This window comes from Kitasatospora dryopteridis, from assembly GCF_050749075.1.
Lineage (GTDB): Bacteria > Actinomycetota > Actinomycetes > Streptomycetales > Streptomycetaceae > Kitasatospora.
In genome coordinates, this window is sequence record NZ_CP192749.1 from 2,167,960 (window position 1) to 2,183,143 (window position 15,184).

A 15,184-nucleotide genomic window follows, 5' to 3' on the forward strand; every position below is an offset into this window, starting at 1 on the left:
CACCATGACGACCACCGTGCCGGCCGCCGGACCCGTCCGGCGGCTCGCCGGGGCACTGCACCGCCGGCCCCGGCTGCAGCTGTCCCTGCTGCTCTCCGCCCCGCTGGCCTGGCTCGCCCTGGCCTACCTCGGCTCCCTCGCCGTCCTGCTGATGTCGGCGTTCTGGACGACCGACACCTTCACCTCCAGCGTCGTGAAGGTCTGGAACACCGACAACTTCACCGCCCTGCTCACCACCGACGTCTACCACCGGGTCGCCCTGCGGAGCATCGGCGTCGCCCTCGCGGTGACCGCGCTGTGCGCCGTCATCGCCCTGCCCATCGCCTTCTTCACCGCGCGCATCGCCAAGCCCCGGTGGCGGCCGCTGCTGGTGGTCGCCATCCTCACCCCGCTGTGGGCGAGCTACCTGGTCAAGGCGTACGCCTGGCGGCTCATCCTCGCCGAGGGCGGCGTGCTGGACTGGATGCTCGCCCCGCTCGGAATGCAGGGCCCCGGCTACGGCCTCACCGCGACGGTCATGGTGCTGACCTACCTCTGGCTGCCGTACATGATCCTCCCCCTGCACAACGGCCTGGAGAACCTGCCGGACAACCTGCTGGAGGCCTCCGCCGACCTCGGCGCCGGCACCGGCCGCACCCTGCGCTCGGTGGTCCTGCCGATGCTGCTGCCCTCGGTCGCCGCCGGCTCCGTCTTCACCTTCTCGCTCAGCCTCGGCGACTACATCGCCGTGCAGATCGTCGGCGGGAAGACCCAGCTGATCGGCAACCTCATCTACTCCAACATCACCCTGGACCTGCCGATGGCCGCGGCCCTCGGCACCGTCCCGGTGCTGGTCATCGTCCTGTACCTGCTCGCGGTGCGCCGCACCGGAGCCCTCAGCAGCCTCTGACGGCCCGCACAGCGAAGGCCCCCCATGAATTTCTCCCGCCCCGCACGGATCGCCCTGCGGATCGCCGCCGGGCTCGGCTTCGCGGCGATCTACCTCCCGCTGCTGCTCGTCCTGGTCAATTCGCTCAACCCCGACCGCAGCGCGAGCTGGCCCCCGCCCGGCCTCACCCTGCACTGGTGGGGCGAGGCCTGGCGCAGCACCGGCGCCCGCGACGCCCTGTGGACCTCGGTCAGGGCCGGGGCCGGCGCCACCGCGATCGCGCTCGTTCTCGGCACCCTGATCGCCTTCGCCGTCCAGCGGTACCGCTTCTTCGGCCGGGAGGCGGTGTCCTTCGCGGTGGTGCTGCCGATCGCGCTGCCCGGCATCATCACCGGCGTCGCCCTCAACACCGCCTTCCGCACCGTGCTGGAGCCGCTCGGCGTGGGCCTCGGCATGTTCACCGTGGTCGTCGGCCACGCCACCTTCTGCATCGTGGTGGTCTTCAACAACGTGGCCGCCCGGCTGCGCCGCACCTCCGGCTCGTACCAGGAGGCCGCGATGGACCTGGGCGCGAACACCTTCCGGACGTTCGCGGACGTGACCTTCCCGATGATCCGCTCGGCGCTGCTGGCGGGCGGGCTGCTCGCCTTCGCGCTGTCCTTCGACGAGATCGTGGTGACGACCTTCACCGCCGGCCCCGGGGTGCAGACCCTGCCGGTGTGGATCTTCTCCAACATGGCCAGGCCGCAGCAGGCACCGGTGGTGAGCGTGGTCGCGGCGGTGCTGGTGCTGCTCTCGGTGGTACCGATCTACCTGGCCCAGCGGCTCTCCGCCGACAGCTCCGGCGGCGGCCGGCTCTAGGGCAAACCTTCAGGACGCTCGGTGGTCGGTTCAGGGGCGCTCGGTCAGTCGTCGGCCATCGCGGCCTGGCCGCCGGGGACGCGGGTGGCGAGTTCCTTCCAGAAGCCGTCCCGGATCGCGTAGCGGTCGGCCTCGTCTATCTGGTCGTCCTTGTGCGCGAGCAGGCCGAAGCGGGCCGCGTATCGCAGCAGTTCGCCGTCGAGGCGGTGCGGGATGCGCGGGTAGTCCGTCCACAGGACGGTGAGCCGGTCGACCGTGCCGAGCCGGTCGATCCAGCGGCGGGCGAAGACCTGGCCCACTTCGTGGGCGTCGCCGCCGACGCTGGTGATGTCCTCCTCGCGGTCGGCCCAGCGCTCGGCCGAGGTGGTGATCTGGGCGAGGGTGGGCAGGCCGTCGGCGGCCGTGGCAGGGGTGTCGGCGGCCGGGCGGTCGACCCAGCCGCGGTCGGAGGTCCAGCGCAGCACCGGCCCGCCGTGGGCGGCGGCCGCGCGGTCGGCCGTGACGCGCTCGGCGGCGGAGCGCACCGCGAGGTCCTTCGGGGTGGGGACCACCTTGAGCGCGGCGGCGGGCTGCGGGCGGCCGGGCGCCGGGTCGGCCGGCGAGGAGGCGGGCACGCCGGGGGCGGCGGCGAGGATGCCGGCGATCCGCTGCCCGGTGCCGGGGGCGGGGAACGGCGCGGGCAGCTCGCGCAGCCGTACCCACCGCTCCATCCAGGCGCGGTCCAGGACCCGCCGCTCGTCGGCCTCGGCGACGAGGTCCTCGGACTGGTTGAAGTCGCCGTCGGCGGCCTGCAGCGCCCACAGGTGGACGGCGACGCCGTGCTCCTTGGCGGACATCACACCGGGCAGCAGGTCGCCGTCGCCGGTGACCAGCACCACGTCGGTGCAGGCGTGGTTGCGGGCGAGTTCGGTGAGCTCGGCGTGCATGGCCGCGTCCACGCCCTTCTGCACCCAGCGGCCCTCGGCGCGGGTCAGCGCACCGAGGCGGACGGTGACCCGCGGCAGCACCCGCAGCCGCCGGTGCTCGGGCAGCGGGCGCCGCTCGGGGGCGGCGTCGAACCAGTACACCCGCAGCAGTGGCAGGCCGGTCTCGGCCTCGGCCCGCTCGCGCAGGGCGGAGATCAGCACGGCGTGGTCGACGGCCACCCGCGACCTGCTGGGCTCGCCCACCAGCAGGCTGGCGGCGGCGCCCAGCAGGTAGCCGGCGTCGACGAGGACTACGCAGCGGTCCACGTCCGCTCCTCTCCTCCGAACGACCCCCGGTGGGGCGGGGGTGGGACGCCCCTGGCGGGCGTGGGGAATTGGGCAGTGCTTACCCTCGGAGGCGCCGCCGAACCGCTGCGGACGCCCGGGGCCGTGCAGGAGCACCGATGGCCTGCGGCGATACTGGGGGGATCATGCGGAAGAGTTCCTGGGCCCTGAGCGCGGCGGCGGCCGGTGCGGCAGTGGCCGTGCTGGCTGTGCCCACCATCACCACCGACCGTTCCCGCGGGGACACCGCGGTCACCGCGGTCACCGTCAACAACGGCAAGCCGATCCTGTTGGGGCCGCAGAAGGCGCTGACCTTCCCGCTGGTCGTCGAGGCCCGGGACGACTCGGGCATCCGATCGGTCGACCCGGTGGGCGTGTGGGGTCCCAACTACGGGGTGCTGAAGGTGGGCCCGATGCGCTGCACCGCCTCCTCCGCCACGGAGTCGGTCTGCCGCGGCACGGTGACCGTGGACCCGGTGGAGAAGCAGATCTTCAACGACGAGGCCGGCACCTGGTTCGTCGACCTGCAGGTGAAGGCCAACGACGGGGACCGGTACGTCGCCAAGACGGCCGGCGGGTTCTCGCTGAAGCGGGCGGCGAAGCTGTCCGGCTCGGGCGTGCCGGCGAAGGCGAAGGCCGGGCAGAGGATCACCGTGCAGGGCTGGCTGGCCCGCGCGTTCTGGTCGGACAACCGCTTCCACGGCTACAAGGACGGCGTGGCGTACCTGCAGTTCCGGCCCGAGGGCTCGCACCGCTGGACGACCGTCGCCAAGGCGGTCTCCACCGGCTCCGGCACGGTGAAGGCGATGGTCACGGTCGCCGGGCCCGGCGACTTCCAGTGGTACACCCCGGGCGACAAGTGGACGGGCGACGCGGTGTCCGCGGAGATGCCGGTCGCCGGAGGCCGGTAGCCGACCCCGCCCGGGCACCGACCTGCACCGCGGACGCGGACGGCCCTGCCCCCGCCGGAGCGGGAACAGGGCCGCAGGTGCGGGGGCGGTCAGCCGCGGAGCTCGGCGGCGACCAGCTCGGCGATCTGCACCGCGTTGAGCGCGGCGCCCTTGCGCAGGTTGTCGTTGGAGAGGAACAGCGACAGGCCGTTGTCGACGGTCTCGTCCACCCGGATGCGGCCGACGTAGGTCGGGTCCTGGCCGGCCGCCTGCAGCGGGGTCGGGATGTCGGTGAGCTCGACACCGGGCGCACCGGTCAGCAGCTCCACCGCGCGCTCCGGGGCGACCGGGCGGGCGAAGCGGGCGTTCACCTGCAGCGAGTGGCCGGTGAAGACCGGGACGCGCACGCAGGTGCCGGAGACCTTCAGCTCCGGGATGCCGAGGATCTTGCGGCTCTCGTGGCGGAGCTTCTGCTCCTCGTCGGTCTCGTTGGAGCCGTCCTCGACGATCGAGCCGGCCAGCGGGACGACGTTGAAGGCGATCGGGCGCTTGTAGACACCCGGCGCCGGGTACTCGACCGCGGAGCCGTCGTGGACCAGCGCGGTCGCGCCGTCCACCACCTTGGACGCCTGGTCGTGCAGCTCGGACACGCCGGCCAGACCGCTGCCGGACACCGCCTGGTAGGTGGAGACCACCAGGGAGACCAGGCCGGCCTCCTCGTGCAGCGGGCGCAGCACCGGCATGGCGGCCATGGTGGTGCAGTTCGGGTTGGCGATGATGCCCTTGGGGCGGTCGGCGATCGCCTGCGGGTTGACCTCGGCGACGACCAGCGGCACCTCGGGGTCGCGGCGCCAGGCGGAGGAGTTGTCGACGACGACGGCGCCCGCGGCGGCGACCTTCGGGGCGAGCGCCTTCGAGGTGGAGCCGCCGGCCGAGAAGATCACGATGTCGAGGCCGCTGTAGTCCGCGGTGGCCGCGTCCTCGACGGTCACCTCGGTGTCCTGCCACGGCAGCGTGCGCCCGGCGGACCGCGCCGAGGCGAACAGCCGCAGCTGCTCGACCGGGAAGTCCCGTTCCGCCAGGATCTCGCGGACGACGCCGCCGACCTGGCCGGTGGCCCCAACGATGCCGATCCTCATTGCGTTTCCTCCATGTCGTGCTCGATCGGGTTGTGCTTGATCGCCGTCCGCACCCTGCCATCATGCCTTGTCACCGGCGCGGCCCGTCGCGGTGTCCCACGGTGTGGGCGGCCACGCGGGACGGCCTGCGGCCCGCGGCCGGGAGCCCCTGCGGGTTCGGTGCACGGGCTCCGCAAGATGTCCGGGTCCCGTCGGCGCGGACGGGGATTCGTCCGAAAACAATTCGTTGCCGAACTTGCCGGGTCCCAGTGGTGCAGCCCCCGGGGGTACCGGGCTCTCAGCCCGTTACTGCGGCGAGGCGGGTGAGGGCGGTGGTGACGGCGGCGGGGGTGGCGGGGAGCAGGGGCAGGCGGACGTCGGGGGTGGGGATGCGGCCCTGGGCGTGCAGGACGCCCTTGACGACCGCCGGGTTGGGTTCGGCGAAGGCCGCGCGGGCGAGGACGGCCAGCCGGTGGCCCAGTTCCCGGGCGCGGGCGGCCTCGCCCTTGTGCCAGGCGTCGGCCAGTTCGGCGTACCGGCCGGTGGCGAGGTGGGCGGAGGCCAGGATGCCGCCCTCGGCGCCGATCGCCATCATCGCGGAGAGCTGGACGTCGTCGCCGGCCAGCACCCCGCGGTGCCCTCGGCCGAGCAGGTCGACCGCGGTGTCGTCGACGGCGCCGCCCGCGTACTTCATCCCGGCCACTCCCGGCAGTCGCAGCACCTCGTCCAGCACGTCCGCGTCGAGCCGCTGCCCGGTGCGGTACGGGATGTGGTAGACGATCAGCGGGACGGGGCTGCGCTCGGCGAGGTACCGGAAGTGCGCCAGCACCCCGGCCGGGCCGGGGCGGACGAAGGCCGGCACCGTCACCAGCGCCGCGTCGGCCACGCCGTCCAGGGCGGCCAGCGCCTCGGCGGTGCGGCGGGTGTCGCCGGCGCCGACGCCGACCGCCAGCGGGGCTCCGTGGGCCCGGCAGACCGGCGCCAGCACCTCGACGACGGTGCGCTTCTCGTGCTCGTCCAGGGAGCCCGGCTCCCCGGTCGTGCCCAGTGCCACCAGGCCGGCCGCGCCGGCGGACAGCAGCTCGCCGGCCAGCCGCTCCAGGGCGTCGGCGGCGACGGAGCCGTCCGCGGCGAAGGGGGTGACCAGCGGTACGTGAATCCCGTGCAAGTCCATGCCGTCGAGCCTGACGCCCCGGCACACTGCAGGTCCAGTTCACATTTCCGAGGCTTCTCGTAAGCTGAGCCGATGCTCGACGTCCGCCGCCTGCGCCTGCTGCGCGAACTCGCCCACCACGGCACGATCGCCGCCGTCGCCGAGGCGCTCGCCTTCAGTCCGTCCGCCGTGTCCCAGCAGCTGTCCGTGCTGGAGAAGGAGGCCGGGGTGCCGCTGCTGGAACGCACCGGCCGCCGGGTCGCGCTCACCCCCGCGGGGCGCAACCTGGTGCGGCACGCCGAGGCGGTGCTGGAGCGGCTGGAGCAGGCCTCGGCCGAACTCGCGCACGCCCGCCGCGGCCTGGCCGGGCCGCTGCGGATCGGCACCTACCCGTCGGCGGCCCGCGCGATCGTCCCGGCCGCGCTCGCCGGGCTGGCCGCCCGCCATCCGGGGCTGGAGCCGATGGTCTCCGAGGTCGACCCGGCCGCCGTGGCGGCCGCGCTGCGGGCCGGCGAGCTGGACGTCGCCCTGGTCCACGAGTACGACCTGGTGCCGGCGGAACCGGAGCCCGGCCTTGCACTCACCCAGCCGGTGTTCACCGAACCGATGTACCTGGCCGCGGCCGCCCCGGGCACGGTCGCCGAGCACCGCGGCTCGCCGTGGATCATGGGGCCGGTGGGCACGCTCTGCCACGCGATGGCGCTGCGGGCCTGCGAGCGGGCCGGGTTCACCCCGCGGGTGCGGCACCACGTGGACGACTTCACCACCGTCCTCGCGCTGGTGGCGGTCGGCCAGGGGGTCGCGCTCGTCCCGCACCTGGGCACGGTGCCCGGACCGCCGGCGGGCGTCGTCCTCACCCGCCTGCCGATGCACCGGCGCACCCGCACCGCCTTCCGGGCCGGCGCCGCGGCCCATCCGGCGGTCGCCGCCTTCACCGCGGCCCTGCACTCGGCCGTCCCGCCGGAGCTCGGCGGCGGCATCCCGCAGGGCTGACCGGGCCGCGGGGCGGCGCCCCGGGCTCAGGCCGGCTTGCGGGCGTCGACCAGGGTGCGGGCCGAGTGGGCGGTGAACGGGCCCTCGGCCTCGATGAGTCCGTGCAGGTCGTGCAGCCGGTCGCGGTACTGCGCGACGGTGAAGCCGGGGACCATCCAGATCACCTTGCGCAGGAACCAGACCACCGCGCCGATGTCGTGGAACTCGATCCGCAGCCGCTCGGTGCGCAGGTCGACGACCTCCAGACCGGCGGCCTCGGCCGCGGCCCGCTCGTCGTCCGGGTGGCGGCCGCGGAGGACGGCCTCCGGCAGCGGCCCGAGGAAGTACTCGACCAGCTCGAACACGCTCGCCGGGCCGACGTGCTGGGCGAAGTAGCTGCCGCCGGGCCGCAGCACCCGGGCGATCTCCGCCCAGTGCGGCACCACCGGGTGACGGCTGGTCACCAGGTCGAAGGCGGCGTCCGCGAAGGGCAGCGGCGGGTCCTCGGGGGCCGCGACCACCACCGCGCCGAGCGGGTGCAGCAGCGCCGTGGCCTTCGCCAGGTTGGGCGGCCAGCCCTCGGTGGCCGCCATCAGCGGCGGGAAGGGGGCGGCGCCGGCGAGCACCTCGCCGCCGCCGGTCTGCAGGTCGAGGGCGGCGCCGACCTGCGCGAGGCGTCCGCGCAGCAGCCGCCGGTAGCCCCAGGAGGGGCGCTGCTCGGTGGCGCGGCCGTCCAGCCAGGAGAAGTCCCAGCCCTCCACGGAGGCCGCCTCGGCCTCGGCCACCAGGTCGTCGAAGGTTCGCGTCATGGCCCGATCCTCGCCCTCGGGAGGCGGCCGGGGCCACCGTTTATCGGGCGGACACGGCGCGGGCGCTACCCTTCGCGCATGGCAGAGCTGATCAACGAGGACGTGCCCGGCCGCTACGGCCCCGAGGCGACGGTCGAGGTCGAGGCGTACGAGGTGGGTCCGGTCCGCACCGAGTACTCGCCGCGGCACGACGGCGACCCCGACCCCGGCGAGATCGTGTGGACGTGGGTGCCGTACGAGGAGCGGGACGGCCGCGGCAAGGACCGCCCGGTGCTGGTGGTGGCGCGCGAGGAGGGCGGCAGCCTGCTCGCCGTCATGCTGTCCAGCAAGGGCCACGACGGCGACCGCGACTGGGTGCCGATCGGCGCCGGCCCGTGGGACAAGTCCGGCCGGGACTCCTGGGTGGCGCTGGACCGCGTCATGCGGGTGTGGGACGGCGGCATGCGGCGCGAGGCCTGCGCCCTGGACCGGGCCCGCTTCAACCTGGTCGTCGACAGCCTCCGCCGCCGCTACCGCTGGCGCTGAACCGCACACCGGCGGGGGCGGCACCCGGCCGCCCCCGCCGGTAACGATTCGCCGATCTTCGCACGGCTCCCGGACGCCCTCGGTACAACTGGCGGACGACCTACCACTGGGAGCCCGGACACGTGAGCACCAACCACCCGTCGGGATACGGCTATCCGACGGACCCTCAGCAGAACCCCTATGCGCAGCAGGCGGGCCACCAGCCGCCGCCCGCCCCGGGCTACGGTGCGCCGCCCCCTCCCCCGCCCGGACCGCCGGGCTACGGGCCCGGTGCGTACGGGCAGCCCGGCAGCACTGCCCCCGGGTACGGCGCGCCCGGCTACGGCATCCCGGGACAGGGCGCCCCCGGGTACGGTGCTCCCGGGTACGGTGCGCCGGGGTACGGGCAGCCGCCGCAGGCGCTGCCGCACTGGCTCACCCCGGCCGGGCCGCCCGGTGTGCCGCCCGCGCCGGGGACCCGCGTACTCGCCCCGCCCGGGGAGCGCCTGGTCGCCCGCCTGATCGACCTCGCGATCCAGCTGATCCCGGCCGTCATCCTCTACGCCCTGCTCGGGGAGTACCTCGGAAATCTCTTCGTCGGCCTGCTGGCCTTCGCGTACGAGGCGGCGCTGATGGTCACCCAGCACGGCCAGACGGTCGGCAAGAAGGCGATGAGGCTGCGCGTGGTGGACGCCGCGACCGGCGGCCGGCCGACCGACAGCGCCCTCTGGGGACGCTCGGCCGTCGCCACCGTGCCCGGCGCCGTGTACTGCATCGGGTGGCTGTTCCAGGTACTCGACTCGATGTGGCAGCTGTGGGACAGGCCTCTGCAGCAGTGCCTGCACGACAAGGCCGTGCGGACCGTGGTGGTCAAGGAAAGCTGACGGCCCACCACCCGGGGGCGCGGTTCTCCGCGCCCCCGGGGTGCACCCGAGTGGCGGCTACCGGCGTCAGCCGGCGAGGCAGCTGGGGCCGAGGAGTTGCTTGAGGTCGCCGAAGAGAGCCGGGTCGGACTTGACGCGGTGGCGGTCCAGGCGGAGCACCGTGGTCTTGTTGCGTCCCTCCAGCCGGAGGCGGACCTCGGTGGTGCCCTTGTGGTGGGTGAGGACCTCGCCGAGGCGGGCGACCAGCGGCGGGGTGATCCGGCCGCTCGGGATGTTGATGACGATCGGCGCCTCGGCATGCGCGTTGGAGAGGTCCGGGACGGACAGCTCCATGCCCATCAGCCGCGGCACGTCCTCCCGCTTGTCGAGCTTGCCGCGGACGAACACCACGGCGTCCTCGACGAGTTGGGAGGAGACCAGCTGGTAGCTGGCGGGGAAGAACATGCAGTCGATGGAGCCGGCGAGGTCCTCGACGGTGGCGATCGCCCAGGCGTTGCCCTGCTTGGTCATCTTCCGCTGGAGGCCGGAGATGATGCCGCCGATGGTGATGATGGTGCCGTCGGGGCGCTCGGCGAGGTCGGCGACGGCGCAGTCCGCCTTGTCGGCGAGGACGTGCTCGATGCCGTGCAACGGGTGCGAGGAGACGTACAGGCCGAGCATCTCCCGCTCCTGGGTGAGCAGGAAGGACTTGTCCCACTCCTCCTCGGAGAAGACCACGTCGAGGCCGAAGCTCGGTTCGTCGGAGACGGAGTCGCCGCCGAACAGGTCGAACTGGCCCTCGGCCTCCTTGCGCTTGACGCCGACCACGTTGTCGATCATCGGCTCGAACTGCGCGGTGAGCCCCTTGCGGGTGTGGCCGAGGGAGTCGAACGCGCCGGCCTTGATGAGGGATTCGACGGTGCGCTTGTTGCAGACCACCGACTCGACCTTGTCCAGGAAGTCCGGGAAGGAGGCGAACTTCCCCTTGGACTTGCGGGTGCGGATCATCGACTCGACGACCGGACCGCCGACGTTGCGGATGGCGGTGAGGCCGAAGCGGACGGTGTCGTTGCCGTGCGGGGTGAAGTCGGCGTCGGACTCGTTGACGTCCGGCGGCAGGACGCTGATGCCCATCTTGCGGGCCTCGTTGAGGTAGACCGCGGACTTGTCCTTGTCGTCCTTGACCGAGGTGAGCAGGCCGGACATGTACTCGGCCGGGTAGTTGGCCTTGAGGTAGGCCGTCCAGTAGGAGACCAGTCCGTAGCCGGCGGTGTGGGCCTTGTTGAACGCGTAGCCGGAGAAGGGGACGAGGACGTCCCACACGGCCTGGATCGCGGCGTCGGAGTAGCCGTGCTCGCGGCAGCCCTTCTGGAAGGGGACGAACTCCGCCTCCAGGATCTCCTTCTTCTTCTTGCCCATGGCGCGGCGCAGCAGGTCGGCCTGGCCGAGCGAGTAGCCGGCGAGGATCTGCGCGGCCTTCTGGACCTGCTCCTGGTAGACGATCAGGCCGTAGGTGGGCTCGAGGATCTCCTTGAGCGGCTCCTCCAGCTCCGGGTGGATCGGGGTGATCTCCTGCTGGCCGTTCTTGCGCAGGGCGTAGTTGGTGTGGGAGTTGACGCCCATCGGGCCGGGGCGGTACAGCGCGAGGACGGCGGAGATGTCCTCGAAGTTGTCGGGCTTCATCAGGCGCAGCAGCGAGCGCATGGGGCCGCCGTCGAGCTGGAAGACGCCGAGCGTGTCGCCGCGGGCGAGGAGTTCGTAGGTGGGCTTGTCGTCGAGGGGCAGATCAAGCAGGTTGATCTTGATGCCCTTGTTCTTCTCGATCGCCTTGACGGCGTCGTCCATGATCGTCAGGTTGCGCAGGCCGAGGAAGTCCATCTTGAGAAGGCCGAGGCCCTCGCAGGTGGGGTAGTCGAACTGCGTGATGGTGACGCCGTCGGTGTGCCGGGTCCAGACCGGGATGTGGTCGGTGAGCGGCTCGGCGGACATGATGACGCCTGCGGCGTGCACGCCGGGCTGGCGGATCAGGCCCTCGATGCCGCGGGCGGTGTCGATGACCTTGCGGACGTCCGGGTCGGTCTCGTACAGGCCGCGGATCTCGCCGGCCTCGCTGTAGCGGGGGTGCGAGGAGTCGGTGATGCCGGACAGCGGGATGCCCTTGCCCATGACGTCCGGCGGCATCGCCTTGGTGATCCGGTCGCCCATCGCGTACGGGTAGCCGAGGACGCGCGAGGAGTCCTTGATGGCGGCCTTCGCCTTGATGGTGCCGTACGTGACGATCATGGCGACCTTGTCGGAGCCCCACTTCTCCGTCACGTAGCGGATCACGTCGCCGCGCCGGCGCTCGTCGAAGTCGATGTCGACGTCGGGCATGGAGATGCGCTCGGGGTTAAGGAAGCGCTCGAAGATCAGGCCGTGCGGGATCGGGTCGAGGTCGGTGATGCCCATGGCGTAGGCGACCAGCGAGCCGGCGGCCGAGCCACGGCCGGGGCCGACCGCGATGCCCTGGCTCTTCGCCCACATGATGAAGTCGGCGACCACGAGGAAGTACGCCGGGAACCCCATCTGGATGATGGTGTCCATCTCGTACTCGGCGAGCTTCTTGTGCTCCTCGTCGTAGCCCTTCGGGAAGCGCCAGTCCATGCCCTCCCAGACCTTGGACTTGAAGAAGTCCGCCTCGGACTCGAAGCCCTCCGGGATGGGGAAGCGGGGCATGAGGTTCTTGAACTCGAACATGCCCGCGGTGTCGACCCGCTCGGCGACCAGCAGCTGGCTGTTGCGGCAGCCCTCCTGCCAGGCGTCGGAGGAGTCCAGGCCGTACATCTCGGCGGCCGACTTGATGTAGTAGCCGGTGCCGTCGAAGCGGAAGCGGTCCGGGTCGGAGAGGTTCTTGCCGGTCTGCACGCACAGCAGCAGGTCGTGCGCGCCCGCGTCGCCCTCGGTGGTGTAGTGCGAGTCGTTGGTGACCACCGGCGGGATGTTCAGCTTCTTGGAGATCTCCAGGAGGCCGTCGCGGACCCGCTGCTCGATGTCGAGCCCGTGGTCCATCAGCTCCAGGAAGTAGTTCTCCTTGCCGAAGATGTCCTGGTAGTCGGCGGCGGACTTCACCGCCTCGTCGAACTGGCCGAGGCGCAGCCGGGTCTGCACCTCGCCGGAGGGGCAGCCGGTGGTGGCCATCAGGCCGGCCGCGTGCTCGGCGATGATCTCCTTGTCCATCCGGGGCCACTTCACCAGCCAGCCCTCGGCGTAGGAGCGCGAGGTCAGCTTGAAGAGGTTGTGCAGGCCCTCCTTGTTGCGGGCCCAGATGGTCTTGTGGGTGTAGGCGCCGGACGCGGAGACGTCGTCCTTCTTCTGGTGCGGCTGGCCCCACAGGATGCGCTTGGTGTTGGAGCGGGACTCCGGGGCGACGTACGCCTCGATGCCGATCACTGGGGTGATGCCGGCGGCGGTGGCCTGCTTGTGGAACTCCGCGGCGCCGTACATGTTGCCGTGGTCGGTCATCGCGACGTGGGTCTGCCCGAGCCGCTCGACCTCCTTGAAGAGCTGCTTCAGCCGGGCGGCGCCGTCCAGCATCGAGTACTCGGTGTGGACGTGCAGGTGCGCGTACGGCTGGTCGCTCAAGGCGGGGCCTCCGGAGTCTCGGCATGATCGGAACCGGGCGCGAAACAGGTAAGGCCCGAGCCACCTGTCAGGGCCCGGACCACGGCTTCCGCGTCGCGGCACCGAGTCTAGTCCCCCGTCGCACCCGCCTCGGGACACGGCACGAATGCTCCTTGGTTCCTCGCCTCGTTCCCCTCACTTCCCGGAGGTCGGCGGGTCACGGAAGGAGACCCGGGGTTCCGGCCCGGGCGTGCACGCCGATAGCCTCGGGCGCACTGACGTGCGAGGAGGGGTTTCATGGCATACGGCCCGGTGGTGCAGCAGCGCACGCGAGGCGGAGGGCTGACCGCGATCGGCGTGCTGATGATCGTCCAGCTGGCCTCCGAGCTCGGCGTGCTGACCTACGACATAGCCCAGAAGGGGCCGGGCTACCTGCTGACCGCCCTCGGCCTGTCCTACGCGGACTACGTCGACGCCCCGGTCGGCTTCTTCGGCTACGACACCGGGTACTGCGTCGCCCTGGTGGCCCTCGCGATCGGCGCCTTCATGGGCGGGCGGTGGGTCCGCCCCGCGGCCGTGGTGCTGACCTCCGTGACCGGCTTCGCCGCCCTCACCCAGGTGCTCAACCAGGTGGTCTTCGAGGCCTCCCGGCGGACGTTCGCCGAGCCGCTCAGCCACCTGTGGCTCAACATGACCCTGCTGCTCGGCGTCGGCATCGCCATCGCGGTCGCCGCGATCGTCGGCGCGACCCGTCCGGCCGCCCCGGCCGCCCCCGCGCCGGTAGCCTTCCACCCGTACGTCCCTGCACAGCGCCAGGCCCACCCGCCGATCCCGCCGACGCCGCCCGGTCCCCCGTCGGCGCCGCCCGCGCCGCCGAACGCCTGAACCGCGGCCGCCCGCCGCGCGTCCTTTCCGTCCGGACCGGACAGCACCACCGATAGGACACTCCATGCCCGACCAGACCACCGTCGCCCACCGCGAGCCGGAGCGCGCCGAAACCGTCCTGCGGGTCTTCGACGACGCCTTCGGGGAGCTCCTGGCGCAGGACCCGGCCGCGTTCCGGGTGAAGTTCCGCAAGATGGCCGCCTCGGCGTTCGCCTTCTACCGGGGCACCGCCGCCCTCTTCTACGCCGACCTCACCACCGCCCCGTACGAGGCCTACGGCGCGCGCTTCCTCGACGAGCGCACCGGGCGGGTCTGGATCCACGGCGACCTGCACGCCGAGAACTTCGGCACCTACCTCAACGCCGAGGGCCGGCTCGTCTTCAACGTCAACGACTTCGACGAGGCCTACGTCGGCGCCTTCACCTGGGACGTCCAGCGGCTCGCCGCCAGCCTCGCCCTGATCGGCTACGCCAAGGCGCTCTCCGACGACACCATCAGCGGCCTCGTCCGCGCCTTCGCCGCCGCCTACCGCGGCCAGATCTCCGCGCTCGCCGGCAACGGCGACGCCGCCCAGTACACCCTCGACACCGCCGGCGGGCCGATCCTCGACACGCTGCGCGGCGCCAGGCTGCAGACCAGGGTCGCGCTGCTCGACTCCGAGACCGTCGTCGAGGGCTGGGACCGCCGGTTCCGGATCGGCGGCGGTGCCTTCCGGCTCGACGACGACACCCGCGCCGAGGTGCTGGCCGCCTTCGACCGGTACCTGGAGACCCTGCCGCCCGCCTCCCGCACCCGCCCCGACGCGCTGCGCGTCAAGGACGTCTGCGGCCGCCGCGGCATCGGCATCGGCAGCGCCGGCCTGCCCTCCTACAACCTGCTGCTGGAGGGCCACACCGACGCCCTCGAGAACGACGTGATCATCTACATGAAGCAGGGTCAGACCCCGGCCGTCTCCCGGCACGTGACCGACCCCGCCATCCGCGGCTACTTCGAGCACGAGGGCCACCGCACCGTCATCTCGCAGCGCGCCCTGCAGGCCCACAGCGACCCGTGGCTCGGGTACACCACCCTGCACGGCCGCGGCCAGCTCGTCGCCGAGGTCTCCCCCTACGCGGCCGACCTCGACTGGACGGACCTCAACGAGCCGGACGACCTGCGCACCGTCACCGAGTACCTCGGCCGGGCCACCGCCACCATGCACGCCGCCGCCGACGAGTCCTCCAGCGGCCACAGCCTCGTTCCGTTCTCCACCGAGCACGCCATCGACAAGGCCATCGCCGCCGACGAGGACGGCTTCACCGACATGCTCGTCGAGTTCGCCCACGCCTACGGCGACCGCGCCCGCCGCGACCACCAGATCTTCGTCGACCTCTTCCGCAACGGCCGCATCCCGGGCCTGTGACGGCCCCGG

General features: G+C 72.5%; 13 protein-coding genes. 8 read left to right on the forward strand and 5 right to left on the reverse strand.

Features of this window, described 5'->3' with window-relative positions:
• The first annotated feature begins 4 nt into the window (after positions 1-4).
• Both ACQ614_RS09890 and ACQ614_RS09895 read left to right on the forward strand, forming a co-directional pair.
• Positions 5-889: an ABC transporter permease gene (locus ACQ614_RS09890; RefSeq protein WP_431678063.1), complete on the forward strand. Its 885-nt coding sequence runs from the start codon at positions 5-7 to the stop codon at positions 887-889.
• 24 nt (positions 890-913) lie between these two features.
• Positions 914-1,729, forward strand: coding sequence for an ABC transporter permease (locus ACQ614_RS09895; RefSeq protein WP_431678065.1), 816 nt, complete (start codon positions 914-916; stop codon positions 1,727-1,729).
• Between the two features lie 44 nt (positions 1,730-1,773).
• Here the strand turns inward: ACQ614_RS09895 and ACQ614_RS09900 are convergent, their stop codons facing one another.
• Positions 1,774-2,961: an NYN domain-containing protein gene (locus tag ACQ614_RS09900; RefSeq protein WP_431678066.1), complete on the reverse strand. Its 1,188-nt coding sequence runs from the start codon at positions 2,959-2,961 to the stop codon at positions 1,774-1,776.
• 164 nt (positions 2,962-3,125) lie between these two features.
• On the opposite strand from ACQ614_RS09900, the gene ACQ614_RS09905 reads away from it, so the two are divergent.
• Positions 3,126-3,890 carry a hypothetical protein gene (locus ACQ614_RS09905; RefSeq protein ID WP_431678068.1) on the forward strand — a complete coding sequence of 255 codons (765 nt, stop codon included), beginning with the start codon at positions 3,126-3,128 and terminating at the stop codon, positions 3,888-3,890.
• A gap of 89 nt (positions 3,891-3,979) precedes the next feature.
• On the opposite strand, the gene ACQ614_RS09910 is transcribed toward ACQ614_RS09905, so the two are convergent.
• Both ACQ614_RS09910 and ACQ614_RS09915 read right to left on the reverse strand, forming a co-directional pair.
• Positions 3,980-5,008, reverse strand: a complete 1,029-nt coding sequence (locus ACQ614_RS09910; protein ID WP_263105851.1) for an aspartate-semialdehyde dehydrogenase — start codon at positions 5,006-5,008, stop codon at positions 3,980-3,982.
• Between the two features lie 277 nt (positions 5,009-5,285).
• Positions 5,286-6,161 carry a dihydrodipicolinate synthase family protein gene (locus ACQ614_RS09915; protein ID WP_431678069.1) on the reverse strand — a complete coding sequence of 292 codons (876 nt, stop codon included), beginning with the start codon at positions 6,159-6,161 and terminating at the stop codon, positions 5,286-5,288.
• 72 nt (positions 6,162-6,233) lie between these two features.
• On the opposite strand from ACQ614_RS09915, the gene ACQ614_RS09920 reads away from it, so the two are divergent.
• Complete coding sequence (locus tag ACQ614_RS09920; RefSeq protein ID WP_431678070.1) at positions 6,234-7,133, forward strand: LysR substrate-binding domain-containing protein; 900 nt, start codon at positions 6,234-6,236, stop codon at positions 7,131-7,133.
• A gap of 26 nt (positions 7,134-7,159) precedes the next feature.
• Here the strand turns inward: ACQ614_RS09920 and ACQ614_RS09925 are convergent, their stop codons facing one another.
• Positions 7,160-7,921, reverse strand: a complete 762-nt coding sequence (locus tag ACQ614_RS09925) for a class I SAM-dependent methyltransferase (RefSeq protein ID WP_431678072.1) — start codon at positions 7,919-7,921, stop codon at positions 7,160-7,162.
• Between the two features lie 78 nt (positions 7,922-7,999).
• Between ACQ614_RS09925 and ACQ614_RS09930 the strand changes: the two genes are divergently transcribed.
• Entirely contained in the window at positions 8,000-8,446 is a 447-nt protein-coding gene (locus ACQ614_RS09930) for a type II toxin-antitoxin system PemK/MazF family toxin (RefSeq protein ID WP_431678074.1), read from the forward strand.
• Between the two features lie 122 nt (positions 8,447-8,568).
• A complete protein-coding gene (locus tag ACQ614_RS09935) occupies positions 8,569-9,309 on the forward strand; it encodes an RDD family protein (RefSeq protein ID WP_431678075.1) in 741 nt (246 codons plus the stop codon).
• 66 nt (positions 9,310-9,375) lie between these two features.
• Here the strand turns inward: ACQ614_RS09935 and dnaE are convergent, their stop codons facing one another.
• Positions 9,376-12,909, reverse strand: coding sequence for a DNA polymerase III subunit alpha (dnaE, locus tag ACQ614_RS09940; RefSeq protein WP_431678076.1), 3,534 nt, complete (start codon positions 12,907-12,909; stop codon positions 9,376-9,378).
• Positions 12,910-13,185: 276 nt separating this feature from the next.
• On the opposite strand from dnaE, the gene ACQ614_RS09945 reads away from it, so the two are divergent.
• Together ACQ614_RS09945 and ACQ614_RS09950 are read left to right on the forward strand one after the other, a co-directional pair.
• Positions 13,186-13,773, forward strand: a complete 588-nt coding sequence (locus ACQ614_RS09945) for a hypothetical protein (protein ID WP_431678077.1) — start codon at positions 13,186-13,188, stop codon at positions 13,771-13,773.
• 64 nt (positions 13,774-13,837) lie between these two features.
• Positions 13,838-15,175 (forward strand): DUF2252 domain-containing protein, encoded by a 1,338-nt coding sequence (locus ACQ614_RS09950; RefSeq protein WP_431678079.1) that lies wholly within the window; start codon positions 13,838-13,840, stop codon positions 15,173-15,175.
• The last annotated feature ends 9 nt before the right edge of the window (positions 15,176-15,184 follow it).